This is a genomic window from Lewinella sp. LCG006 (assembly GCF_040784935.1).
Lineage (GTDB): Bacteria > Bacteroidota > Bacteroidia > Chitinophagales > Saprospiraceae > Lewinella.
This window is the reverse complement of sequence record NZ_CP160680.1, coordinates 5,520,139-5,545,130: the sequence shown is the minus strand read 5'-3', so window position 1 is coordinate 5,545,130 and position 24,992 is coordinate 5,520,139. Positions and strand designations below refer to the sequence as shown.

Annotated in this window: 17 protein-coding genes; 9 read left to right on the top strand and 8 right to left on the bottom strand. The window is 46.0% G+C overall.

What is annotated here, in order from left to right; genetic code table 11:
* Positions 1–32: 32 nt before the first annotated feature.
* From AB0L18_RS20085 to AB0L18_RS20055, 7 genes are all read right to left on the bottom strand, one after another.
* Positions 33–2,876, bottom strand: a complete 2,844-nt coding sequence (locus AB0L18_RS20085; protein WP_367389110.1) for a TIM-barrel domain-containing protein — start codon at positions 2,874–2,876, stop codon at positions 33–35.
* A gap of 66 nt (positions 2,877–2,942) precedes the next feature.
* Positions 2,943–4,520, bottom strand: coding sequence for a hypothetical protein (locus AB0L18_RS20080; RefSeq protein ID WP_367389109.1), 1,578 nt, complete (start codon positions 4,518–4,520; stop codon positions 2,943–2,945).
* Positions 4,521–4,666: 146 nt separating this feature from the next.
* Positions 4,667–6,139: a glutamate synthase subunit beta gene (locus AB0L18_RS20075; protein ID WP_367389108.1), complete on the bottom strand. Its 1,473-nt coding sequence runs from the start codon at positions 6,137–6,139 to the stop codon at positions 4,667–4,669.
* A gap of 208 nt (positions 6,140–6,347) precedes the next feature.
* Positions 6,348–10,913, bottom strand: a complete 4,566-nt coding sequence (gene gltB, locus AB0L18_RS20070) for a glutamate synthase large subunit (protein ID WP_367389107.1) — start codon at positions 10,911–10,913, stop codon at positions 6,348–6,350.
* A gap of 554 nt (positions 10,914–11,467) precedes the next feature.
* Positions 11,468–12,433 (bottom strand): toxin-antitoxin system YwqK family antitoxin, encoded by a 966-nt coding sequence (locus AB0L18_RS20065; protein ID WP_367389106.1) that lies wholly within the window; start codon positions 12,431–12,433, stop codon positions 11,468–11,470.
* A gap of 63 nt (positions 12,434–12,496) precedes the next feature.
* Positions 12,497–13,372 (bottom strand): hypothetical protein, encoded by an 876-nt coding sequence (locus tag AB0L18_RS20060; RefSeq protein WP_367389105.1) that lies wholly within the window; start codon positions 13,370–13,372, stop codon positions 12,497–12,499.
* Positions 13,373–13,581: 209 nt separating this feature from the next.
* Positions 13,582–14,475 (bottom strand): hypothetical protein, encoded by an 894-nt coding sequence (locus AB0L18_RS20055; protein ID WP_367389104.1) that lies wholly within the window; start codon positions 14,473–14,475, stop codon positions 13,582–13,584.
* 297 nt (positions 14,476–14,772) lie between these two features.
* On the opposite strand from AB0L18_RS20055, the gene AB0L18_RS20050 reads away from it, so the two are divergent.
* The 5 genes from AB0L18_RS20050 (at position 14,773) to AB0L18_RS20030 (ending at position 18,942) form a co-directional block, all read left to right on the top strand.
* The gene (locus AB0L18_RS20050) at positions 14,773–16,512 is read left to right on the top strand and encodes a thiamine pyrophosphate-dependent enzyme (protein ID WP_367389103.1); all 1,740 of its coding nucleotides are present in this window, start codon (positions 14,773–14,775) and stop codon (positions 16,510–16,512) included.
* Positions 16,513–16,526: 14 nt separating this feature from the next.
* Positions 16,527–17,273 (top strand): SDR family NAD(P)-dependent oxidoreductase, encoded by a 747-nt coding sequence (locus AB0L18_RS20045; RefSeq protein ID WP_367389102.1) that lies wholly within the window; start codon positions 16,527–16,529, stop codon positions 17,271–17,273.
* Between the two features lie 328 nt (positions 17,274–17,601).
* Positions 17,602–18,018, top strand: coding sequence for a group I intron-associated PD-(D/E)XK endonuclease (locus AB0L18_RS20040; RefSeq protein WP_367389101.1), 417 nt, complete (start codon positions 17,602–17,604; stop codon positions 18,016–18,018).
* Between the two features lie 370 nt (positions 18,019–18,388).
* Positions 18,389–18,676: a helix-turn-helix domain-containing protein gene (locus AB0L18_RS20035; protein ID WP_367389100.1), complete on the top strand. Its 288-nt coding sequence runs from the start codon at positions 18,389–18,391 to the stop codon at positions 18,674–18,676.
* Positions 18,676–18,942, top strand: a complete 267-nt coding sequence (locus AB0L18_RS20030) for a hypothetical protein (protein ID WP_367389099.1) — start codon at positions 18,676–18,678, stop codon at positions 18,940–18,942. Before AB0L18_RS20035 ends, AB0L18_RS20030 begins: the two co-directional genes overlap by 1 nt.
* A 251-nt stretch (positions 18,943–19,193) precedes the next feature.
* On the opposite strand, the gene AB0L18_RS20025 is transcribed toward AB0L18_RS20030, so the two are convergent.
* Complete coding sequence (locus AB0L18_RS20025) at positions 19,194–19,928, bottom strand: hypothetical protein (protein WP_367389098.1); 735 nt, start codon at positions 19,926–19,928, stop codon at positions 19,194–19,196.
* Between the two features lie 633 nt (positions 19,929–20,561).
* On the opposite strand from AB0L18_RS20025, the gene AB0L18_RS20020 reads away from it, so the two are divergent.
* The 4 genes from AB0L18_RS20020 (at position 20,562) to AB0L18_RS20005 (ending at position 24,795) form a co-directional block, all read left to right on the top strand.
* Entirely contained in the window at positions 20,562–21,197 is a 636-nt protein-coding gene (locus AB0L18_RS20020; RefSeq protein WP_367389097.1) for a hypothetical protein, read from the top strand.
* 165 nt (positions 21,198–21,362) lie between these two features.
* A complete protein-coding gene (locus AB0L18_RS20015) occupies positions 21,363–22,325 on the top strand; it encodes a toprim domain-containing protein (protein WP_367389096.1) in 963 nt (320 codons plus the stop codon).
* 266 nt (positions 22,326–22,591) lie between these two features.
* The gene (locus AB0L18_RS20010; RefSeq protein ID WP_367389095.1) at positions 22,592–22,804 is read left to right on the top strand and encodes a hypothetical protein; all 213 of its coding nucleotides are present in this window, start codon (positions 22,592–22,594) and stop codon (positions 22,802–22,804) included.
* A 251-nt stretch (positions 22,805–23,055) separates the two neighbouring features.
* On the top strand, positions 23,056–24,795 hold the full coding sequence (locus AB0L18_RS20005) for a glutamate synthase central domain-containing protein (protein ID WP_367389094.1): 1,740 nt from the start codon (positions 23,056–23,058) through the stop codon (positions 24,793–24,795).
* The last annotated feature ends 197 nt before the right edge of the window (positions 24,796–24,992 follow it).

The following is a 24,992-nucleotide window of genomic DNA, read 5'->3' as shown; positions in this document are numbered from 1 at the left end:
AAGGGGCTGTATTGTGTGGGTAAAGACCGCCGCTAATACGTTGCTTCCAGTGTTAGCTGAGCAGCGGTATCCAATATTTTCACGTAAGTTATTTTCAGGCCAGCGTCATAAAAATAAGCGTTGGTACTGCTGTTATCCAGCTCAAGCTTAGTACCTACCGCACTCAAGGATGTTGCCTGCGCGGATACGCTCACCGGCGGATTGGTGCCAATAAGTGCTACAAAATAGTAGGTTTCCTTCGGTGAATATTTATCGTAAGTGCGTTGAATCGTCACCTTTTGGCCGTTGGTAATACCCTCGTGGCTGATTTCCGTAACCCGGTAGGCCCCCGACTCTTCCGCAGCCGTGGTCGTTTCATCATCCTGATAAAGGGTATAGGTACTGTCTTTGCCAGGATAAATCTGGAAGGTGATCGGATTGACCGATAATTCTCCTACGTATTGCTCCAGCTGCCGCAAGGGGATAATAGCTCCTTCCCGTACATAAATCGGAACGAGGTCCATGGGTACGTTCCAATTTTGTAAAGTTCCTCCGGGCGTTGGAGCACTCAGTACTTCCGTGTTATCATTGAAGACGTACCATTCGCTACCGGCAGGTAAATAGACCTCACGCTGGTAAGTATTTGGCGTCACAACGGGTGCTACCAAAATATCCTTCCCTAAGAAAAACTGGTCATCACAATGCTGGTACACCTGAGGATCAACAGGATCATTCACAAACAGGGCGCGAGCGATGGGCAAGCCATTTTGCGTATTTTCATACATCGCATCATAGAAAACCTGTAATAAGCGATAACGGATTTCTACGTACTTGCGGCAATTGCTCAGCACGGGTTCTCCGTAGTTATAGGGTTCCTGAAACGCTTTGGTATACTTATCGTAATGATTTCGGTACCAAGGCAAAAAGGCACCACAGGTCATCCAGCGCGTCAGTAGTTCAGGGTCTGTCACGCCATTGGAAGAGGAACTTCCCGAGCCATTCGCGAAACCACCAATATCACAACCAGAGATAGGTTGGCCCGTCAAGCCAATATTGAGCACTTCAGGGACATTGATTTTGAGAAAATCCCAGCTAGACGCCGAATCTCCCGTCCAAATGCCTGCGTAACGGTGAACCCCGGCGTAGCCTCCGCGTGCAATGATAAAATTGCGCTTTTTGTAGTTGTACGTTCCTTTAAAGGCATCACTGGCTTTCAGCTTGGTGATGCCCTCGTAAGTGGCCTTGATCAAATTGATCGCGAAGGTATTGTGGATTTTCGCATTAGGCTCGTAACTCCCCGTGCGGCTATCGTACATCATGATATCCAAAGGAAGCGTCTTGTCTGGATAATTATCATCAAAGTTAGGAATCAGAGCAGGACAAGTCATGTCTTGCCAGATCATATCCAAGCCAATTGACAGCAGATACTCGTATTGCTCGCCCCACCATTTCTGAACATCGGGGTTCCCCATGTCGGAATAGAACCCATAAGTACCCAGGTCGTCGTTCCCATCCGGATGCCCCGGCGAAGGGGAATATTTTGCCACAACATTACTATTCCCATACCCCTCATTGGCGATAAAAATATTGGGGTTTTCGCCCTGCCCATCCCTTGTATTGTAGATAAAAGGATGAACGGGGGCATCGTCCTTGTAGGTCGAAATGGCAGCATTATCCTGATTCAAATTCAAGATATTATCTCGCGTTGGATAAGGCGTAGTTGTATCACCGTTTTCATCCAGCGGGTTGGCCGTAATGATGCCTGTGATATTGGTACTACACTTAAAACCAGCGCTGTGCAGGCCATCAAACATCCCCTTTGCGTCGGGGAATTTGCGCTTACTGCTCGTGAAGGTACGGTAGTTGTCTTGAAAATCAACATCGATGTGCAAGCCATCAATGGGGAAGTTGTTCTTGCGGTAATCCTGTGCTACCCCTTCCAATATCTCGCGGGTGTAATAGCCGTACCCCCCTTGTTGGTAACCAAAAGCATACTTAGGGGGCATTGCCGATCCACCAGTAAGTAGGGCATATTGGCGCATGACATCATTGATAGGGTTTTCGGCATCGCCTACCATGATGTAATAATCCAAATCGCCATACAGGGCTCCGAAATAGTACTTCCCACTCATGTCGGAGTAATCACTGGCTTCCATATTGAAGTAGGTCTGCGCGACATTGTCCAAAAACAAACCATAGCTGTACAAAGAGCCAGCCAGGTTGTTAGGATCCGTATAGCCTACCGCCAAAGCCAGTGGCATCGTATTGTAAAGCGGGCCGGTAGGGTTAAGTGGGCCTCCTTCCATTTGCGAATCAGGGATCATTCGTGAGCCGTCTGAAGCGATATCATTGTAGGTGAAATTATCGTAATTGAAAAAGGTCATCGTAAAGGAACGCTTGTTCAACTGATCACCAGCTTTCTCACCAAAACCATAATATTTTTCATTGGCCGGTGCTTTTTTCAAATTGGCAACCGCCTCATTGCTGTAGATGAGGTTCTTATCATAAGTATCCTCATGAATCAATTGCCCCTTTTTGTAAACGGCAATACCGTAGGGAGCCAAACCAACCTTTACCTGCAAGACGCCGGTATCAAGCAGCAGAGTACCCCCATCGTCTGGAAGTGTTTGTACAGAAAGGTTCACGGTTCCCAGGTTGCGATTGACGACCGCGTAAGAATTGTTATTATCGTAATCACTGGCTTGTTGTGCGGCCGGATTAAACCGAACGCGCAGCGCTGTAGCCGATAAAAAGGATAGCTGGACAATTTTATTATCCTGATTGGTGAGGAGAATAGTGCTGGCGTCTGATTGGGTCCAATTGACCGGGCCCATCTGGTTCCAACCATCAGCATTGGCTTGGAATTCGTCGACTTGGACGTAACGATAGTTTGACATAATATAGATTGTTTTCAAAGGCGAGTGACCTCGCCCGATATGGGTTTAAAAACGGTGGTATTAACTTTACTGATTAGAAGGCGTTTTGGTGACGGGGCGAGTTTTAGGTGCTTGCTTAAAACTTGCTTTCAACTGCATCAACCAGCTGAAGTCGCCAATGGCCTGACTCTCATAAAGGTAGCGTTGACCGAAGATGGCACTTCGCTTGCCGCTTATGATCGTATCTCTTACCGCGATAGATGCTGAAGCATGGCATCCCACGCAACTTTCTGTACCAAAAATCAACTCCGTGGTTTGCTGAGGGAAGCCTTCAATTTGTAACCAAGCGGGTTCGTTGGCAATGAGGTAGTTGAAATTTGTGCCTTGCGTTGCCCCCTGGAAATACGTTTCCATCACCATATTGGTGAGGTATACGGGCGTAGCATCTCCGCCTGCTTTGTTGATGACGGCTTCTGGAACTGCCCGTTTGGTCGTATCTGAGGGAGGAAGAACAGGATAGGGAGGCTTGGTGGGATTGGTAGGCCACTGTGCACCAATCAATTGATAATATTGAAGGGGGGAATCTGCGGCGGCCAGTACTCCCTGCACCTGCGTATTTAAAGCCTGCGTTGCCATGGGGATGGGCAATACGCGCTGAATCTGATTCTTGACCAAGGCTGCACTGGTATCCGGAAAAACATTGATCGGACAAGTTTGGCAGTTAGGATCATAAAATGAGGGCTTTAGATAATGACCATTGTGCGTAGCCAAAACATTGACTTCCAGGTTGTCGACGTGTTCAAAAGTAGCCCAAATCCATTGTGGAGAGGAAACGGTCTTGGTAGCAATATGCATACCTATCATCCCAACAGTAGCTTCCGTAAACGTGTTATCAGCGTTTAACACACAAGCCTTGTAGTGATAATAGCGATCAAGGAAGGGATCGTCATCGGCCAGGATTTTCCAAGCCAGCTTGATTTCTATGGCTCCTTGCTTTTTCTTATTCCCGGAAGGGAAATTGACCACCTTGGTGCCATTTTCCGAAAACTTGATTTGGCCATCCAGGTTGTAGAGTTCATTTTTGACGATATAGTCAAACTCCACCTCGTTCATGCGGACCTCATACCGCACCATGTTTCCATTTTGATCCCAGATGGGCGCCGAAAAAGCCTGATCGATTTCATCCGCGTAATCGGTATTGCTCAAATGGGCAAACTTGCTGGTACGGTAAAGAATGTTTTCACAGTTATCAACTTTATTCTGAGCGAACAGCGGTAGTTCATCACCTCCCCAGGGAGTTGGAGCCGAGCCATCACTTTTGTACACCTCGTAACTTTCTTTCCAACTGTTCCAAAGTGGATTCCCTGCCCCAGTGATCGTTGGAGCAGGCTTACCGTTTTCGTAAGGCCAGTTTAGAGCAACGAACATCTGCCAGGAAAAAACCTCAAAAAGTCGTTGCACTTCATTGAATTTCCCAGCATCTTCTAGTGCCTTTTTTTCGGCTAAATCAACATCGTAAGGGGTTACAGGGGTAAGCTTGGGAGGGAAATTGAGCTTATCCGTTTCCTGATCGTAAGGTATACTGGACAAACCTACAAAGCCAATGCTTAATACGAGTGCATAGGCACTCCATTTCCAAAACTTGTTAGTGTTTGAAGTAATCATTGAATATGGTGTTTTAGCGCTTTATACACATCACTAATGACCAGTGACCAATGTATTAGCAACCAGGTGAAAAATCACAATCCGGGCAAGCTGTTATCAGTGCCTTATTCTTTATTATCGACTTCAAACTTTATCTCCGCAAGCGATCAACCATTTACCACCAACTTACCCTTGTCGCGAGCTTCCAGTACACTCTCGCCTTCTTCCAAAAAGGCATCTACTGCTTTGGCAGCTTCACGCCCTTCACTAATGGCCCAAACCACCAGGCTTTGTCCACGGCGCATGTCGCCAGCTGCAAAAACTTTGGGCACATTGGTTTGGTAATTGTTGGCCAGTACGTTGCCACGGCCGTCGAGGCCTATTCCCAATTGTTCCAACAAACCTGGCTTCTGAGGATACAAGAACCCCGCAGCAATCAGCAATAATTCACAAGGCCAATCTTTCTCGGTACCTTCCTGGGGCATCATGTTCATGCGCCCCGTTGCAGGATCTTTTTCCCAAAGTACCCTTACGGTACGGATCGCTTTAATGGCACCATGCGCATCGCTGATGATCTCTTTGGTCATCAATGCCCACTCTCTTTCACAACCTTCTTCGTGGCTGGTAGAGGTACGTAAAATCAATGGCCAATTAGGCCAGTTGTTTTCGGCACGCTCGGTGGGTGGTTTACTCATGATCTCAATTTGGGTAACGGAAGCGGCTCCCTGCCGGTTGGAAGTTCCGACACAATCGGCGCCGGTATCACCACCACCGATGACGATCACGTTTTTACCTGTCGCCAAAATTGGTAGCTGGCTACTGATATCCTTACCCGCTACCCGCTTGTTGTTTTGCTTGAGGAATTCCATCGCAAAATGGACGCCTTTACTTTCACGTCCAGGAACCTGCAAGTCGCGCGGAATGGTCGCACCACCACAAAGCACTACTGCATGATAGTCTGCCAGCAAACGCCCAACCGGAATGTTTTCTCCGACATTGGCATTGGTCTGGAAACGTACCCCAGCGGCCTCCATCACTGCCAGTCGACGATCAATCACTCTTTTTTCGAGTTTAAAATCTGGAATTCCGTAGCGCAACAAGCCACCGATAGCATCATCCCGTTCAAAGACCGTCACGGTATGGCCTGCCCGATTGAGTTGATCTGCTGCGGCCAGCCCGGCGGGGCCACTACCTACCACGGCTACCTGTTTGCCGGTACGACTTGTGGGTGGATTGGGGCGGATGTAACCGCGCTCGTAAGCCACTTCGGCAATACTTTTCTCAATGTGTTCAATAGCCACTGGTGGCTGGTTGATCCCCAGCACACATGCCGACTCACAAGGAGCCGGACAAATTCTCCCCGTGAATTCCGGAAAGTTATTCGTGCTACTCAGAATATCATACGCCGTGCGCCAGTCTTCTTCGTAAACTGCATCGTTGAACTCGGGAATGATATTCCCCAATGGGCAACCATTGTGGCAAAAAGGCACACCGCAATCCATGCAGCGCGAGGCCTGGGCAACGGTCTTTTCAGGAGGAAACTCCTGGTACAATTCTTTGTAATCTTTCTTACGCTCTTGCACGGGCCGTAGCTCGGGAAGGCTTCTATCGTGTGTCAAAAATCCTGTTGGATCGGCCATATTCTTTGGGTTGTTGGTTGGTTGTTGGTTGATTGTTGTTGGTTGTTGGTTTTGGGGTGTAAAGGTGTAAAAGTGTAAGGGTTTTGGGAAGTCGGAAAGCGGAAGTGGGAAGTCGGAAGTAAAGTGAGATACACGAAGAACAAGAGGAAAGTGTTCCACCTAGCAGGAATCAAATATTTCCGACTTCCCACCTCCAACTTCCGACCTTTTAAGCCGTGGGCGCCATTTTCACATCAATGGCTGGTTTTTCCTGCTTGCGCTCCAATACGGCTTTGTAATCACTGGGCATTACCTTGGTAAACACCTTGAGGGTAGCTTCCCAGTTATTCAGCATCTCCAGGGCTGTTTTGCTGGATGTGTAGGCAAAATGATTGCGCAGCATCTGCCTCAGCAGCATTTCATCATCTTTCCCGAGGGGCTCCAGTTCTACCATTTCCGCATTGAGCCTTTCGGCAAAATCCTTCCTCGGATCATAAACGTAAGCCATACCTCCACTCATTCCTGCGGCAAAATTCTTACCGGTTTCTCCCAGGTTCACGACCAAGCCACCTGTCATGTATTCACAACCGTGATCACCGATACCTTCTACCACCGTTTTTACACCAGAATTTCGAACAGCAAAACGTTCACCGGCCAATCCTTTGATGTAAGCTTCTCCGTCGGTAGCGCCATAAAAGGCAACGTTCCCGATGATAATGTTCTTAGCCGGATCAAATTTCGCTTCCCGGTCAGGTACAACAATGAGGCGACCGCCTGAGAGTCCTTTACCAAAGTAGTCATTGGCTTCTCCTTCGAGGACAAACTCGATCCCGCGAGCGCCAAAAGCACCAAAACTCTGCCCCGCTGAGCCGCGGAAACGATACTGGATACAAGCATCCGGCAGACCATCTCCTTTCCAGTATTTACTGATCTCGTAAGAAAGCATCGTGCCTACTGCCCGATCGGTGTTTTTGATGGCAAAGGTCGTTTTCACATGTTGGGCAGCTAGCAAGGCCGGTTGGGCGTGCGCAATTAGTTGGCGGTCCAAAATCTGATCAATACCATGATCCTGAACGACTTTCTTGTACTGCCCTACTTCTTCTCCTACCGCTTCCTTGTACAGTAAAGGGGTAAGATCCAAATCCCGGTATTTCCAGTAGCTTACTTCCCGATTCACTTTCAGACGCTCTACGTGGCCCACCATGTCATTGATGGCACGGAAGCCTAGTTCCGCCATGATCTCGCGAAGGTCTTGTGCTAAAAAGCGGAAGAAATTGATCACGTGTTCCGGTTTACCGGTAAATCGCTTACGCAGTTCTGTATCCTGGGTCGCAATACCTACCGGGCAAGTATTTACGTGGCATTTGCGCATCATGATGCACCCTTCTACGACCAATGCCGCAGTAGCAACACCCCATTCTTCTGCGCCAAGCAAGGTGGCGATAGCCAAATCCCGCCCAGTGCGCAACTGACCATCCGTTTGGAGGGTCACCCGATCACGAAGTTTATTTTTTACCAGGGTCTGGTGGCTTTCCGCCAAACCAAGCTCCCACGGAAGGCCAGCGTGACGAATGGAGGACAGTGGTGATGCCCCGGTTCCTCCATCATAACCAGAAATAAGAATAGCATCGGCGTGGGCTTTAGCTACACCACTGGCGATAATACCCACCCCTGCTTTGGAAACCAATTTTACATTGATGCGAGCATCCCGGTTGGCATTCTTTAAATCAAAAATCAGCTGTGCTAAATCTTCGATGGAATAAATATCGTGGTGAGGCGGTGGCGAAATCAAACCTACGCCAGGCGTAGAATGTCGTACCCGACCGATCCAGTCGTCAACTTTTCCGCCGGGTAATTGCCCTCCTTCTCCGGGTTTAGCGCCTTGCGCCATTTTAATCTGCAATTCATTGGCTTGGCTCAAGTAATAGCTCGTGACCCCAAAACGCCCCGAAGCGACCTGCTTGGTAGCCGAATTCATGCTATCGCCATGCTCATCCATCTGGAAGCGCACTTCATCTTCTCCACCTTCTCCGGAATTGCTGCGACCACCAATGCGGTTCATCGCAATCGCCAAGGTGGTGTGTGCCTCCCAGGAAATCGAACCAAAAGACATCGCTCCAGTCGCAAAACGCTTCATGATCGCCTCTACGGGTTCCACCTGCTCTATTGGAATAGGGTCTCCTTTACGGAAAGCCAACAAGCCGCGAAGGGTAAGTGCTTTCTCCGTTTGGTGATTGATTTCAGCGGCGTACTTTTTATATGCCTCATAGTCATTGGTACGAGCGGCCAACTGGAGGTAATGAATACTCTTGGGATTGAAAGTATGCTCCTCCCCTCTTCGTTTCCACTGGTAAACGCCACCTACCTCCAACTGCGGATTAGGGAGTGCCTGTTTCGGGTAAGCCAAATCATGGCGTACCAGACTTTCACGAGCAATCCCATCAAAACCAACCCCCTGGATACGGCTGATGGTGCCCGTAAAACAATGATCTACCACCTCGCGGTGAATCCCCAAGGCTTCGAAGATCTGTGCCCCTTGGTAAGATTGCAAAGTAGAAACGCCAATTTTTGACATGATCTTTAGCAAGCCTTTGCCGATCGCCTTATTGTATACTTCAATGTAATAATCGCGAGGTTTTTCTTTCCCGAAAGCTCCCTTGTGGTACAAATCGGAGATCGTAGCGTAAGTCAAATAAGGATTGACAGCGCTGGCTCCGTAACCAATAAGGGTAGCAAAATGATGCGTCTCCCGAGCATCGCCCGTTTCTACCACCAGGGAGGTCTGAGAACGCAAGCCAAGACGTACCAGATGATGGTGAATAGCACCTACCGACAGCAAACTCGGGATGGGCGCATGAAAGGCATCCGCCTGACGGTCGCTGATCACCAAGATGCCGTGGCCATTACGAACGAGGTCCTCCGCCATGGCGCAGATGTGATCCACCGCAGCACGCAAGCGGCCCGACTGCCCACCAATTTTAAAGATAGCGTTGATGGTGCCCGTCTTGTAATGCGGGTGGTGCAGCTGCTTGATCCGCCCCAAATCGTCATTGGTCAACAACGGATGATCGAGGTGAATATAGCGCGCCCTTTCCGGTTTTACATCCAGGATATTGTCTTCCCCACCCAACATCGCGTAGAGCGACATCACCGAACGTTCCCGAATCGGGTCAATGGGTGGGTTGGTAACCTGGGCAAAAAGCTGCTTGAAATAATTACTAAGGTGCTGTGATTGGTGCGAGAGGCAAGCCAGAGGAATATCAGCCCCCATGGACCCAATTGGGTCTTGCCCCTTGGAAATCATCGGCTCAATAATCACCTTCAGGTCTTCCTTGGTGATGCCGTGCAGTTGCTGAAGCCGGAAGAGCGTATCCTTGTGCAGGGAAGTCCCTGGGCGTTCTTCTAGCGGTAAGTCTTTGAGGGTGATCCGATTTGCATCCAGCCATTCCCTATAGGGCAAACGGCGGCAGATGGTGTCTTTCAATTCCTGATCACCAATGATCCGGTGCTCCTTTAAGTCGGCAATCAAGATACGCCCAGGCTGTAAGCGACCTTTCATCACCACCTTGGATTGGTCGATAACCAATGCACCCGCTTCGGAAGCAACGATCAATCGATCATCATCGGTGAGGCAGTAGCGAGAGGGCCGCAGACCATTGCGATCAAGGGTCGCTCCTACCAGGATACCATCCGTAAAGCAGATGCTGGCGGGCCCATCCCAAGGTTCCATCATGGTACGATGGTATTCATAAAAGGCCTTCTTGTGATCTGGCATCAGTTCATCATTCTGCCAGGCCTCGGGGATCATCATCATCAAAGCGTGCGGCAGACTGAAGCCATTGAGGACCAAAAATTCAAGAACATTGTCAAAATTACCAGAATCTGAAAGCTGCTCACCGCAGACAGGTAGCAATTTATCCATCTCTTCCTGTGAGAACTTGATCGACTCCAGCAAGCTTTCTTTGCTCCGCCACCAGTTCAGGTTGCCACGTACGGTATTGATCTCTCCGTTGTGGGCGATCATGCGAAAGGGCTGAGCCAGTTTCCACTTGGGTACCGTATTGGTAGAAAAACGAGAGTGGATCAAAGCAATCGCGGATTTGCAGCGAATATCCTGTAAATCAGGAAAATAAGGGCGTAATTGCCAGGTCGTCAATTGTCCTTTGTAGACGATGGTTTTGTAGGAAAAAGAAGCCAGGTAAAACTGGTCTTTGGTAGCCGCGTAAGTTTGATGAATGTTGTGGGTAGCATATTTCCGCAAAACAAAAAGGCGGCGTTCTAGCGCATCGGGAGTCATCTCTGTTTTGGGCTTCACAAAGACTTGCTCCATTCGTGGCTCCGTAGTGCGGGAAGTAGGCCCTACCTCTTCGTGGTCGGTAGTGACCTTACGGTAACCTAAAAGTTCTAAACCCAGCTCATCAATATAATCATCAAATAAGAAGCGACACTGATCACTCAAAATTTTATCACCCGGAAAAAAGACCATACCTACCCCATATTTTCCAAACTCGGGGAGGGTGAAGCCATTTTCCTGGCACTTGTCTACCAAAAAATCGTGGGGCAATTGAATCAGAATTCCTGCTCCGTCACCAGAATTGGGTTCACAGCCACAAGCCCCTCGGTGCTCCATGTTCATTAGCATGGTCAGGGCATCTTTAATCAAATCATGCGTAGGAATGCCACTGAGATTGGCAATGAGGCCGGTACCACAGGCATCAGATTCTAATTCGGGGCAGTATAAACTTTGCTGCTGAAGATCGTCAGCTAGGTTTTGGTCAGTTAGTTGTTCTTGCATAGACAGCCTTAGATTATGGCGGTCTTATTTGGCGGTTGGGCAGTGCTCTAAAATATTCAAACAGAAATTGAAGAGCTTATAAAAATAGAACGATTTCTTTGGATGATTAGCAATGTATCCATTAAATCATTAAGTGATCTACAAGATTAAGAGCATTTGTTTTTTGCCAACAGTGCAAAATCAAACCAAGGGCCTGTTTGATGAATTCAGATCATTTATTGGCCAAAACATCCTCAATAAGAAATAAAAGTTCGCAAAACCCATCCGCTGGTTCTATTTTCTCACTCATGAAAAACAAACGAAATTCACGCTGGCCCCAGCTATAGCACTTTAAGTGGGCTGTTTTTTCCGATGTCTAAACAGAACTTCCCAAAACAACCTTAGTAATTTAGCTTCGGTGATTAGCTTCGCTGATCGTCGCAAGCTCCTCAGAGTTGTCACTTAGTTCCTCGGAGTTGTAGCAAGCTCATCAAAATTGACGGAAATAAGTGGAACAACTTTCTTTTGAGATTTATAAAAATCGAAAGCTGTTACACTTATTTTTTCTCCGTCTCTTAGTCTACAACCATGCCATTTTTATATTGAATTTTCTCAACGACGTCGCCGTTCTCTGTCCAATGTTTCCAAACTCCATGTTTTTCTCCCTGCCGGTAAACGCCCGAATACTTCTTTTTCCCGTTTTCGTAGTAGCCCTTCCATAAACCTGTCTTGCGGTCTTCCTCAATTAACAAGTCTCCTTCTTCCATTACTTCTCCGTTAGGATAATAAGTCCTTACGTAACGCTTTTCGTAATATTGCAAATCATATACTTCCGTAGAATGTAAAAGCTTATTTATAAATACTTGCTTCTGCTCAATTTTCGAAAAACTATACTGATAGTGAATCTGCTGCACTAACTCATTGTTTTCAATAAGATATTCCCTGCTTAATTGTTCCTCGTGGTTCCAGAACGCTATTTCTGCCTGAGGTAGGCCAGCATCTAGTAAAATGGAAACGATTATATCCAAAATTTGGACCCTTATTTCATCTGGACTTTGGGGCAAATAATACATTAACCCATGACCAATTTGTTCGAGAACATACATTGCCAAAGCGGCTTCCTCGTCTACACCATACTTACTTTTAAAATGAATAGATGGCTTGTGGGTATCATAAAAAGAAGCATACTCTAGCAATTTGTCATTCCTCCAATTTTCCTGGGCGGACAATTTACTGCCCCAATAATTGTTCGTGTAGCGTAGCCAGACTCCTTCCTTTAAACCATCAACATATTCACCTTCATAGATCTTAAGCTTTTTGTCCAAGTCTTCATAATAAATCCAACGGCCATCAGGATCACCAGCGGGGTTCACTTCTCCGGTGAAGACCGTTACCGAAACCGCATAACGAGGATCATCCTCCAAGTCTCTCACCATCTGCACCAATTGCTCTCGGTTTTCAGCGAGAATAACGGTATCCGTTTGAGCATCAATACCATGAAGGATTGCTAGTAACAACAAAAGAATGGGATAATATTTCATAACAGAGATATAACGCGTTGAAAAAATATTTCCTAAAGCTGATAATAAAAACGAAGTGCCTACCTACCACTCCCACTTCTCTTTTCTATACGGGAAAGCATCTAAGATAGCTTTGGCCATTTGCCGGTCGAGCCGAAAATTATTGATCACCTCTTCTACTTCTTTGTTTCCCTGGCCTCGTTCTTCAATATAGATTTTCTCGATGCTGAGATACTGGTGCGTAGCCTCAGGAAGGTAGTGAATATGCGCCTTTGAATACTTCCAGGCCTTACCTGGTTCGAGTTCTTGCAGTGCCGTAAGCGCATTTTCCCGCAAGCGTTCCACAAAGCGATCGGGCCCGAGGATGGCTTCAAAGTCTGTATCGAGCTCGTATTTGGGGTACCAGGTTTGCAGGTCTTCCGCGTAGGGAATCGGTTTTGCTTTGTACACCCCGATAACGGGGAAAGCGGCAATTATCGCAAATTCCAGCAACCAGATAATGGTCAGGATTACCCCATTAAAAGGGATACCAAAGACCTCCCACATTCCTACCCTGTTGATCTCCCCAATCACCCCGAAAAAGGTGTCGGGTGCTGTTATCAATCCAAGATTGAGGTAATAATCTCCGATGCTGGGAATACTCCCCATCACGGCGTAAACGACGAAGCCAACCCACTGACAATAATTGGCAAAAAGCCCCAGTACAATGGCAAGGATGAGTTGGTGTTGAAGACTGCGATTTTGGGTCAACTTTGTCAACAATCGCACGAGAACTCCTAGAGCAATCCCAAAACCGACCGTGATCAGAAAGTTGAAATATATCAAAGGAATGAACTGTACAATCAGCGTATAGAGATACGCTAACAAGCTCGTTATCAGCAACCCAGCAATATAAGCAGCAGCCAGACCAATTGGATTAATTCTGCCGGAGGGTTCGTAGAAGAGCGTGTTGGGGTTCATTGGTGGTAATTTTGTAGATTAAAAGTAATAATATTTTCCAATTAGTGGAATTTAGCCAAAGTTGCACAAAAAAAATTGTCAATAATTAAAAAATCAACAAGAGAGAAAATTTTAAATGAGTAAAATTAATTAACGATTAATTACTTTATGATAGCATCTAAAAAAGTACGCAAGCCCTCCTTCTGTTTACCTGCTAAGATGGTTCCCCCTTACTTTTCCAACCAAAACACCGCATCATCCAGCGAAGTGCCATACTTAAAATGGCCTTTCAGCTGGTAAGTTGCTCCTGTTTCAACAGCTTGGGAGTGCGCTAACTTGAGGACAGTGGGCGGCATCAAGCTATCCGTGCCCGTAAAATTGATGCCAGGAGAAATCTCTACAAAGGAACGTAGGCACAAAGCGTTGACTTCGCCAGAGAGCAATGCGGTCACAGGCTGCTGAATATTGACCTCCTGCTCTACTTCCTTCATTAAGGCAATCGTATTGACGGCCACCTGGCCGGAGAGTACCGTGGGCAGATGCCGGGTAAAGTTGATTGGATAATGGTTGGGAGAAGTTGAAAAATCAACCTGTGCCAGTTGGGCAAGATTGATAATCCGCTGGGGAAACAGTGTACCCTCAGGACGAAGGTATTGCCGGAGATGCTGAAAAACCTGTACCTGGTATTCGTTGGCGCAAAAAATACTCATCATCTCGCCGATTAGGGTATCAATGGGTTCGGGGAGTACCACGGTACGGGCATCATCAAATAGCAAGGTAACTTTATCCTGCCAGTTGTTTTGCGCGATAACCGCTTCAATGGTTGATCGCAAATCGGGGTTGTGCTCTATGAGGTAAGCGTGTTTTACGAAAGGAAGGTAAAACCGCGTGAGTGCTAAGCGCCCTACCCCCGCTTCACAAACCACTTTGTTGTGAAAATCGTACAGTGCAAAAGCCCTCTGGAAAGCCCCTACCCTCTCCTGATCGCTTTCCATGATTTGGTAATACAAGGGAGGAAAACCAAAATGGATGGGATCAAAGGTTTGCGCTTCGAGGAGTGCGAATTTGAGGTCGTCGTATTGATCGATTAGCGCAGCAAAATTATCCTCGGTCCTTTTATTCAAAAGAAATTATTATCTGAGTAAAATAAAAAGCCACCTTGAGAAAGTATCAAGTACTTCAAGGTGACCTTTGTATGGTAAATCTAATCAATTAATGCCATGCGCTTACTGCAAGGAAGTCAGATAATGGTGGATGGCCCGTACTTCAGCAGTATCAAGGGTACTGAAAGGGTGCATCGGTTCTTTGTAAAGATACGAGGTTGGTACGTTGGCCATATTTCACGGCATCCACAAACTGTTCAAAAAAAGCATTAAGTGAACATTCCCCAAAAATCTCAGGTTGGAAAAGAAACAACTACTATGAACGTTTCTGAACAACTCCTCGATATTTTAGCCCAGGAGGGCGTAAAACAAATTTTTGGTGTAGCCGGTGATGCCCTCAATCCTTTGGTTTCGGCCATTGGTAAAAGAGAAGACATCAGCTGGATCAGAGTCAACCACGAAGAAAATGGTGCCTACGCGGCCTTTGCCCAAGGAGAGCTGACGGGTAATTTTGGCGTCTGTGCGAGTACCGTGGGGCCGGGTGCCCTGCATTTGATCAATGGCCTTTATAATGCCAAAAAGGAACGCAGTCCTGTTATTGCAATTACCGGACAAATCCCCGTAGAACACCTTGGCACCAATTATCATCAGGAAGTAGATCTCGAGAAGATTTATGATGACGTTTGTGAATACCAGGCCATCATTCGCTCACCAGAGGAAGCGCCCCGTGTTATCTTGCGGGCCATCCGAATAGCGATTAACGAATCAGCGGTATGCCGGATTGAGTTGCCAGCTGACATTGCCGCGATGCCCGCAGCCAATACCGATTTTGTTCACCAGGTATTTCGTTCCAAATCAGTGATGGTGCCACCAAAAGAGCAGCTGAAACAAATTGCCCAAGTATTAAACGAAGCTACTACCGTTGGCATTCTTGCTGGCGCTGGTTGCCGCAATGCGAAAGCAGAAGTACTGGAACTCGCAAAACGCCTAAAAGCCCCCATTACACACAGTCTGAGAGCATCCGATATTTTTGATCACCAAACGCCTCAAGTGGTCGGCCTGTCCGGGTTAATTGGCAATCCCTCTGGTTATCAAGCCGTCATGGATAGTGAGGTATTGTTGATGTTGGGAACCGATTTTCCTTATACCAAATTCCTTCCGGAGAATACGAAGACCATACAAATTGATGTTCGGGCGGAAAACATTGGTAACCGAACGTCGGTAGATTATGGATTGCACGCTGATTTGAAATCGGCAGCAACGGCCTTGATTCCGCTGATCAACCCCAAGCAAGAAGATGATTTCCTGCGCAAGCTAGAAGATCAATTCCAACGGTGGCTGGAAGACCGTCGCAATGAAGCAGACGCTGAACGCGACTTGGAACCGCTACACCCACAAATTTTCACCCAACAAATCAGCGACCAGGCAAGCGACGATGCCATTTTCGTCATTGAAACCGGAGCGGCGGCCATCTGGGCTTCCAACTTTATGTCTTTCCACGGCGAACGCCGTATGATAGGCTCTTTCAATCACGGCTCCATGGGGGTTGGCCTGCCCGGAGCCATCGGTGCTCAATTTGCCTATCCTGAACGTGAAGTTTGGGCCATTGTCGGAGATGGTGCTTTCAATATGACCCTACAAGACTTTATGACGGCGGTCACCTACGAATTACCCATCAAGATTTTGGTCCTCAACAATTCACAGTTAGGGTTTGTGAAAATAGAAATGGAGGAAGCTGGCTTGATGCCGAATCTGGATGCCCTGAAAGTCAATAATTTTGATTTTGCCGCTTTCTCGGAACTCTGCGGAGGAAAAGGCATCAAAGTAGCGCATGCCAAAGATATTGCCGGAGCCATTGCTCAGGCCAAAGCTAGCAAAGGCCCCTTCGTGATCAATGCCATTGTCAACAGTGGAGAACTTGCCTTGCCGCCCAAGATTGGCTGGGAAGAAGCCAGTGGCTTTGGGCTTTCGAAAGCCAAAGAAGTCATTGCCGCCCTAAGCGGAAACAAGTCCCAATGGCAAAACTTAAAAAAGGAAGTAGAAGCATTTTTTGACTAAAAAACAAATGAATAATGAAAAATAAAACCATAATTATAACAGGTGCTGCCGGAGAAATTGGTTATGCCACAGCTGAGCTTTTTGCACAAGCTGGGGCAAATATCATGTTGGTTGACATTGAAGAAGATGCTTTAAAAGCGAAAGCAAAAAGTCTTCCTACGGATCAAGTTGCTTACCACGTAGCCGATGTTACCAAAGAAAAAGAGGTAAAAGCCTACGTAGATGCTACCGTGAAAAAATTCGGTGGTGTAGACTTATTCTTTAACAATGCAGGCATTGAAGGCAAAGTGGCCTTGATCCCCGATGTCAAATTGGAGGATTTTGACCAAGTCATGCAAGTAAATGTATACGGCGTAATGCTGGGTATGAAGTACGTCATGCCGGTGATTAGTGAAGGTGGCGCGATTGTCATCACTTCTTCCGTAGCCGGCTTGCAAGGCACTGCGGGCATGTTGCCCTACATTACCAGTAAACACGCCACGATTGGTATTATGCGTACCGCTGCGCTGGAAGGTGCCGAGCGCAATATCAGAGTAAACACCGTCCACCCTGGCGTTATTGACAGCCGGATGATGGACAGTCTAGAACAGGGCCTTGGAGAAGATGCCGATGCCGTGAAGGAAAGCTTCAAGGCACAAGTGCCACTAGGTCGCTACGGACAAGAGAAAGAAGTGGCCGAAACCGTATTTTTTCTTCTAAGCAATAAAGCCAGTTACACGACAGGCAGTACGTATGTATTAGATGGTGGGCTGATGGTTTAGTCAGAGGCAGGAACTATAATGATAATAAAAAGGTTGAGTACTTGGCAGAAGGAGAAATAAATGCTTATTTTTGCCGCTGAAGTGAAAATGGTCCTATAGCTCAGCTGGATAGAGCACCTCACTTTAAGCCGTCGGTAGAAAGCTACCGACAATATTAGGAGCCTCTACTCAGAAACAGAAATGGGTAGAGTGGACAGCACCGTATCGGGGAAACCTTCTTTTATCAGCTTTGCTGGTATTAATGGCAATCCCGAGGAAACTGGTATCTTTTTAGTGTTTTGAAAAGCAGCAGGAACAAATATTATTCGTCAACGAATCTTTTTGTTCTATGAAAAAGCATCATACAAAATCACTTGGAGATTTAGGCATTTTGAAGGCTCAGCTTGATTTATTTGAAAAAGGGTTCATTGTTGCTATACCGCAAACCGAACATGCACCATTTGATTTAATGATCCATAAAGGAGGAGTTAGTCGGACGGTTCAGGTCAAAGCGCGTTCAGTTGATAGTAGAGGTAATCTCAATATCAACTTTAGTAGTACTTATAGCGACTCGAAGCGTATGCATAATGTAGCCGTGGACAAGAAATACATAGATATCTATTGTGTTTATTGCCCGGATACTGATAAGTGCTATTACTTCGATCCTAATCAATTTAATAAATCAGTTTGCTTGAGGGTAGAAATCCCAAAGAATAACCAGCGACAAAATGTAAATTTTGCCGATGATTATTGCCAGGTTCCGTAGAGACTAAACGTGCTGCACCTGAAATGGTGAAGTTATAGTCCAGACCACAAATTTCGGGAACACCCCGAAAGCAGTGAAAACTGTAGTTGGTAAGCTAATGAGGCGGTCGCAGGTTCGAATCCTGCTGGGATCACTAAAGGAGAAACATCAACTCTGATTATCAACAACTTACGCAATGTTAAAATTGCCGAGTTGTCGGAACAGTTGGCGTTTTGAGCTTAACAAAGCTAAGGAATTAAGGTCAGATTCAGTATGAGTCTGGCCTTTTTCTGTTTATTGTCGTCATTATTCTTTCCGATATTCAGTCCCTCCCCTCTACCAATAATGATTATATTCACGTTTCTAATTCTTATTTGTAACCACTTTTCCTGTGTCTGATCTCGAAGCAAATATCAAGATCGTCCTAAATTCTGAGTCCGTTTCATCGCTGATGATGAAACTGGCCGAGCTATTGAGAGAAAAACATGGGGAAACACAGAAGAAATGGATTGATAGTAAAGAAGCCATGGCTCTATTAGGCGTCAGTAAGAATACCTTGCAGAAACTTCGCGATAATCGAGCGATCCGCGTATCTAAACCACCTGATATAGAAAAGTACTATTATGATCGAGATTCCATTCTCGATTATTTGGATCAACACGCTGTAAATACGGACTGATGGAAAAGGATCAACACATGTTAGATGGCTTCAATGATGGCTATACTATCCAGAAGTATGAGCCTGAGCTTGCCCAGCAGATGCTCACCAGCTTAGCTAATACGGATGCCCCCTACTCTAAAGGTTTTCATGCGGGAGCCAAGGAGTATCAAATGGAGGCCGAGTTGGATAAAACAAATCAGTTTCCTGGTATTGATAACCACCCAGGCTATGAGCCGCTCCATAGAGAGCCGGAAAAAGATCAGGATATGGATATGGACAAGTAAGCCTCCCCTCCTCCACTCTATTTCGATGAAAAAAGCTTTTTGAAGACTGAAGCTGAACGCAACTCTAGCTTAGCTTCCAATTCTTCGATGGTCTGCTTATCCTGCTTATGACGTTTCGCATACTGCCCTACTCTAGAGAATTTCATGCCGGAGCTAGAGAATATCAGTTAGAAAAGGAGCTCGAAAAGAATAACGATAGGGAAGAACTTGATTTGGACATCGATATTTGAGCCCCATGCTCCGTATGAATTTTAGCCTAGCAGCTTTTGAAACCAGGTCTTCTTTGCTTCCTTTTCCAGTTCTTCTTTTTCACGAGCAAGTCTTTTGTTTCGAGCATGCAACTTTTTCATAAGGTCTTCCTCCCTCCGCAGTTTTTTTAAGTCTTGCTCCAATATCTCAATCCTTTTTTGTTCTCGGGATTTTTCTTGCATCATCTCGTGCATGGCTCCCATCAAATCTTCAATTTGCTGGCTTTGCTGATGGACGGTGTCATTTCGGCGTTCATCGTCACTTCTTTGGTCTGTGAGCAATGCCGTTAGTTGTTTGTGATGACTTTGTGATTTTTCTAGATTCTCTCGCAAGTTCTCAATCTGCTCATGGAGTTGATCACGCTCCCTACTCCGCTCGCTTTCTAAAGTTTCTTTAATCGTTTCCAAGTTACGGATGCGTTCTTTTAAGACTTCAATCTCTGCTAGTGTATGGTTTACTGTATTATGAGGTGTATTATTCTGTATAGGCTGTTTAGCTTCCGGTGTATAACGCTGTATAGTCTGTTCAATTTTGGGTGTATGATCACTGTTTAAAGCAGGCCCATCTTCAGCCAATTTTACTTTATCTCCATAAACACGGATCAGCTCGGAAACATCAATGACTGGATTGCCATCTCTGTCTTCTTCGACCGTAATACCTTTCTTTTCAATATGAGAGTATAATGTAGCTCTTGTTATACCGACCATTTTGGCCGCTTCTGATTTGTTGACTTTCATGGTGTTTACCCCTGTATGATTAAACAGTGTCTATACAGTGTATAGCCCTGTATCATTTTTACCAAAAATAGAGGCTTAAGACAAGAGTAACCCTTAAATATAGCGGGACACCATCTATGTGTATAGTTGTGTATAATGGTGTTTAATATCAGTGTATTGGAGTGTATAGTTAGTGTATAATTATAGGTGTATAATCGTGTACAATAAATTGTATACACAGTGTTTAATTTTTGTCTCTCTTTAACCAGGGTTGGTATTAAATGACTACCCATGCGGTTTTGCCGCATGCGGAGCAGGGGTGTATAATTATGTATAGGAGTGTATTGTCCTGTGTATAGTATTGTGTATAATTATACACTATGATACATTGTATCGTGTCCTTGGCCGAATCGTGGCCAAACTTTCTTCCATAACTAAACCTAAGGAGAGCCTTACTGATCCTTTTCTTAAGACCATAAAACAAAAAAACCGCATTTGGCGATGCGGCTTTTTTAAAAACTAGAGCGGGAACTCTGTAATTCAATAATTAGATAGTACCGCTGTGCGAATCGGGATGCAAGTCAAAAATGACTCTGCAAGGAATTTTTGCATCCTTATTCACAGGGTTTTAGTGGATCACAGCTATGACAATTTATGATCGAACAATCACTGTCTATTTTACCTCAGAGGAGAGTAGGGACTTTTTCTCCTCTCGCTATGACGAACCAAATTCTGGCGTTTTTACCGTATACCGAAAAGACAAGCGATCCAGCTAAACCTCGACGCAAAAGCATAGACGCCCCCCTTGACAACAACACCTTTGTCAAACCTATCAAACAATGTTTCGTCAAAAATCCGCGTCTCATGCCGATGACCCGGATCATGCTCACACTTATTTCAGGATGGGCAGGGGACGGACGACCGATTGAAACAACCATCGGCATTATTGCAAAGCACTTAGGAAAATCCCGCAGACAAGTTTTTCGCTATCTCAAAGACGCTGTGGAGGAGGGGTATCTTTTCTACTCAAGGACCAAAAACCGAAAGGGGATGTATACAGGTGTAAAGCTTCGCCTTAACCTTAGTGCTATTCGCTATACCTCAAAAAAACAATCAGAGGTAAAAACGACAAAAAATGGCGGAATTTCAGATGTGACTCCTATGACTGACACTAATGATAAATATATATTAAAAACAAAAGAAGATGATGAGTTATGGACAAAACTCCTCCAATTTGGAGGAAAACTTGGGTATTTCGAGAAGGACAAGGATCAAAGGAATACAACGTAGTGGTTTTAGCGCCAAAATAGCACTCTGAGAAGGTTTCAGTGTACCTGCCTATGATCATCCATGCTGATGAAAATAAAAGCACGTGGACAAGCCTGCTTCGCTCCTAAGCCATACTGGTAAATGGAAGGGCAGGGCATTAAAATAAAAAATAGGGGAAAAAGCATTATGAATGCAAACCAAGCTAAGAAGATTGACTTACCGGATTTACTCTCGCGACTGGGATTCAACCCAATCAAAATGAGTAAAGGGGGCAGGGAGGTCTGGTATCGCTCTCCGTTTCGGAATGAAAATACAGCGTCCTTTCATACCTCGTTTCTTGGCGGAAAGTGGATCTGGAAAGACTTTGGTGATGAAGGCGGTAATGTCATTGATTTTGTGATGCGTTATCAGGATGTCGATTTTAAAGCGGCTTTGGCTTTCTTGCGTGATATGTATCAAGGCAGTCTCTTTGAAACAAAGACGAAAACAGCAGCTAAAAGACCTTTTCCTTTTCAACCGGAAGACACGCTTGATCCCGTCGAAAGGGATCTAGAATTTATAGAAGCATATCCCATCAAACGGCAGGTGATCTTCGAGTATCTCGAATCCGTACGCGGTATTCCGGCTGAGATAGCACAGCGGTATCTGCAAGAGGTGAGCTATAAGAATAAACGAAACGGGAAAATCTTCTTTGCCATTGGTATGCAAAACGAAAGCGAAGGGTATGAAATCCGTTCCGCTTCGGATCGCTATAAGTTCAAATCGGCTTTGATCCACCGAGACCTAAGCCTTATTTTGGGGCGAGCAGGGGACGGAGGCAGTGCTACCGTTCACATCTTTGAAGGAATGACGGACTTTCTATCGCTGCTTGTTCTTAAAAGCACTGAACAGCTTGATGAGGATGCCATCATTATGCACTCGGTATCCACGTACAACAAAACGCTCCAGACCATTCGGAGGAGGGGATATTCAACGATCCTTACCTATTTTGATAATGACAAGACAGGCAGGGACTACACCGAAAAACTTCAGACCGACCTTCCTACCTTTGAAGTGCGCCCTCAGAACCAAACCTTCCTGCAACACAAAGACCTTAACGAAGAATTGGTGGCTCGCAGGCAATCATCCTTACCCGGACTGTCCTTGTGAAAGAAACCAGTATGACCTGCTTGCACTACTTTTTACTTGCTAATTATCGCAGAAGGGAAGAGGTCCGATTTATTGGTCTTCGCCAAGAATGCAATCACCCCTTTCGCTTGGTTTTCTAGCTTTTCAGGTCTGTCATACTTTAATCGAATGGATCAAAGGCAATCCCATTGAGGTAGAGTCGTGCAAGCACTCCATTGCTCTTTGACAATACAATTCGCACATGACCTATCGACCTTGTCAGTAACCCAAACAAAGGAGAAATTATCATGTCTGACAAATCGCAAAACAAACCAGCTCTTTACATCCATGTTAAGGTAGCAGACGGTCAGGAAACCCGCATTGGCTCCCGTATCGGTGTCGCTTTCCACCACAAGGATGGCGTCGGCTTAAATATCTTGCTGGATGCGCAGCCCATTCCGTTGGACGGCGGTAAGATTGAGTTGATAGGTTTGCCTGTCAAAGAATCGACTAAACCGTAAACTCAAGGCTAGCACATTAGATAACTGTGCTAGCCACATTATTTTTTTCAGCAAGTTGTGCCGTTTTATTATTCTTGTCTAATGAAGAAGGCGTTCGCCCTTTAAGTTTGTAGAATACTTAAGGATTTGACGGATGTGTTGTCAACTGCTCAAAGAAATCGTTCTATTTTTATAAGCTCTTCAATTTTTGTTTGAATATTTTAGAGCACTACCAAACCGCCAAATAAGACCGCCAAAATCTAAGGCTGTCTATGCAAGAACAACAAACTGACCAAAACCTAGCTGACGATCTTCAGCAGCAAAGTTTATACTGCCCCGAATTGGAATCTGATGCCTGTGGTACCGGACTCATCGCTAACCTCAACGGCATTCCTACGCATGATTTGATCAAAGACGCACTGACCATGCTCGTCAATATGGAGCACCGGGGCGCTTGTGGCTGCGAACCGAATTCCGGCGACGGAGCCGGTATTCTGATTCAATTACCGCACGATTTCCTGGTGGATAAATGCCAAGAGAATGGCTTCTCGCTCCCCGCTTTTGGTGAATACGGGGTAGGAATGGTATTTTTTCCAGCCGATAAGATTTTAAGCGATCAGTGTCGGTTTCTATTCGATGATTACATTGATCAACTGGGCTTGGAATTGTTAGGGTACCGAAAGGTAACGACCGACCACGAAGAGGTAGAACCATCTTCCCGTTCTACCGAACCTCGGATGGAGCAGGTCTTCGTGAAGCCTAAAACGGCGATGGCACCTGATGCGCTCGAACGCCGCCTGTTTGTGCTGCGTAAATATGCTACCCACAACATTCACCAAACTTATCCTGCTACCAAAGACCAGTTTTACCTGGCTTCTTTTTCCTATAAAACCATCGTCTATAAGGGCCAATTGACTACCTGGCAGTTGCGCCCTTATTTTCCTGATTTACAGGATATTCGATGCAAGTCGGCGATCGCTTTGATCCACTCGCGTTTTTCTACCAATACCATGCCCAAATGGAAGCTGGCCCAGCCCTTCCGCATGATCGCCCACAACGGAAAGATCAATACCGTACGTGGCAACCTGAATTGGTGGCGGAGCAAAGAAAGCTTGCTGGAGTCGATCAAGTTCTCACAGGACGAGATGGATAAATTGCTACCTGTCTGCGGTGAGCAGCTTTCAGATTCTGGTAATTTTGACAATGTTCTTGAATTTTTGGTCCTCAATGGCTTCAGTCTGCCGCATGCTTTGATGATGATGATCCCCGAGGCCTGGCAGAATGATGAACTGATGCCAGACCACAAGAAGGCCTTTTATGAATACCATCGTACCATGATGGAACCTTGGGATGGGCCCGCCAGCATCTGCTTTACGGATGGTATCCTGGCAGGAGCGACCCTTGATCGCAATGGTCTGCGGCCCTCTCGCTACTGCCTCACCGATGATGATCGATTGATCGTTGCTTCCGAAGCGGGTGCATTGGTTATCGACCAATCCAAGGTGGTGATGAAAGGTCGCTTACAACCTGGGCGTATCTTGATTGCCGACTTAAAGGAGCACCGGATCATTGGCGACCAGGAATTGAAAGACACCATTTGCCGCCGTTTGCCCAATAGGGACTGGCTGGATGCAAATCGGATCACCCTCAAAGACTTACCGCTAGAAGAACGCCCGGGGACTTCCCTGCACAAGGATACGCTCTTCCGGCTTCAGCAACTGCACGGCATCACCAAGGAAGACCTGAAGGTGATTATTGAGCCGATGATTTCCAAGGGGCAAGACCCAATTGGGTCCATGGGGGCTGATATTCCCCTGGCTTGCCTCTCGCACCAATCACAGCACCTTAGTAATTATTTCAAGCAGCTTTTTGCCCAGGTCACCAACCCACCCATTGACCCGATTCGGGAACGTTCGGTGATGGTACAAATAATGAATATTTCAAAATACAAACAGATAATATCATGGAGCTTAATACTCATAAGGCTTATCTCATGCTCATCACCACCTTAACCAATCTTTTACCTCTTTAATTGGGCAATTCTCCACACTTCGTAGACTCACAAGCTAATAACTCCTTAAAAATCAAATAGATGTAAAAAACACAAAACTTCCAGGTACTGTAAAGCTCTTAATAATTCTAAGAAACCCGATTTGTAGAGAGCTTCTAACATCTCTAATTTGATACGCATAATCAACCTCAAGTGCTT

What these genes read in the sequence shown, in the direction of transcription:
- AB0L18_RS20085 (WP_367389110.1), bottom strand. Translation starts at nt 2,876, where the DNA reads ATGTCAAACTATCGTTACGTCCAAGTCGACGAATTCCAAGCCAATGCT.
- AB0L18_RS20080 (WP_367389109.1), bottom strand. Translation starts at nt 4,520, where the DNA reads ATGATTACTTCAAACACTAACAAGTTTTGGAAATGGAGTGCCTATGCA.
- AB0L18_RS20075 (WP_367389108.1), bottom strand. Translation starts at nt 6,139, where the DNA reads ATGGCCGATCCAACAGGATTTTTGACACACGATAGAAGCCTTCCCGAG.
- gltB (WP_367389107.1), bottom strand. Translation starts at nt 10,913, where the DNA reads ATGCAAGAACAACTAACTGACCAAAACCTAGCTGACGATCTTCAGCAG.
- AB0L18_RS20065 (WP_367389106.1), bottom strand. Translation starts at nt 12,433, where the DNA reads ATGAAATATTATCCCATTCTTTTGTTGTTACTAGCAATCCTTCATGGT.
- AB0L18_RS20060 (WP_367389105.1), bottom strand. Translation starts at nt 13,372, where the DNA reads ATGAACCCCAACACGCTCTTCTACGAACCCTCCGGCAGAATTAATCCA.
- AB0L18_RS20050 (WP_367389103.1), top strand. Translation starts at nt 14,773, where the DNA reads ATGAACGTTTCTGAACAACTCCTCGATATTTTAGCCCAGGAGGGCGTA.
- AB0L18_RS20045 (WP_367389102.1), top strand. Translation starts at nt 16,527, where the DNA reads ATGAAAAATAAAACCATAATTATAACAGGTGCTGCCGGAGAAATTGGT.
- AB0L18_RS20040 (WP_367389101.1), top strand. Translation starts at nt 17,602, where the DNA reads ATGAAAAAGCATCATACAAAATCACTTGGAGATTTAGGCATTTTGAAG.
- AB0L18_RS20030 (WP_367389099.1), top strand. Translation starts at nt 18,676, where the DNA reads ATGGAAAAGGATCAACACATGTTAGATGGCTTCAATGATGGCTATACT.
- AB0L18_RS20025 (WP_367389098.1), bottom strand. Translation starts at nt 19,928, where the DNA reads ATGAAAGTCAACAAATCAGAAGCGGCCAAAATGGTCGGTATAACAAGA.
- AB0L18_RS20020 (WP_367389097.1), top strand. Translation starts at nt 20,562, where the DNA reads ATGATCGAACAATCACTGTCTATTTTACCTCAGAGGAGAGTAGGGACT.
- AB0L18_RS20015 (WP_367389096.1), top strand. Translation starts at nt 21,363, where the DNA reads ATGAATGCAAACCAAGCTAAGAAGATTGACTTACCGGATTTACTCTCG.
- AB0L18_RS20010 (WP_367389095.1), top strand. Translation starts at nt 22,592, where the DNA reads ATGTCTGACAAATCGCAAAACAAACCAGCTCTTTACATCCATGTTAAG.
- AB0L18_RS20005 (WP_367389094.1), top strand. Translation starts at nt 23,056, where the DNA reads ATGCAAGAACAACAAACTGACCAAAACCTAGCTGACGATCTTCAGCAG.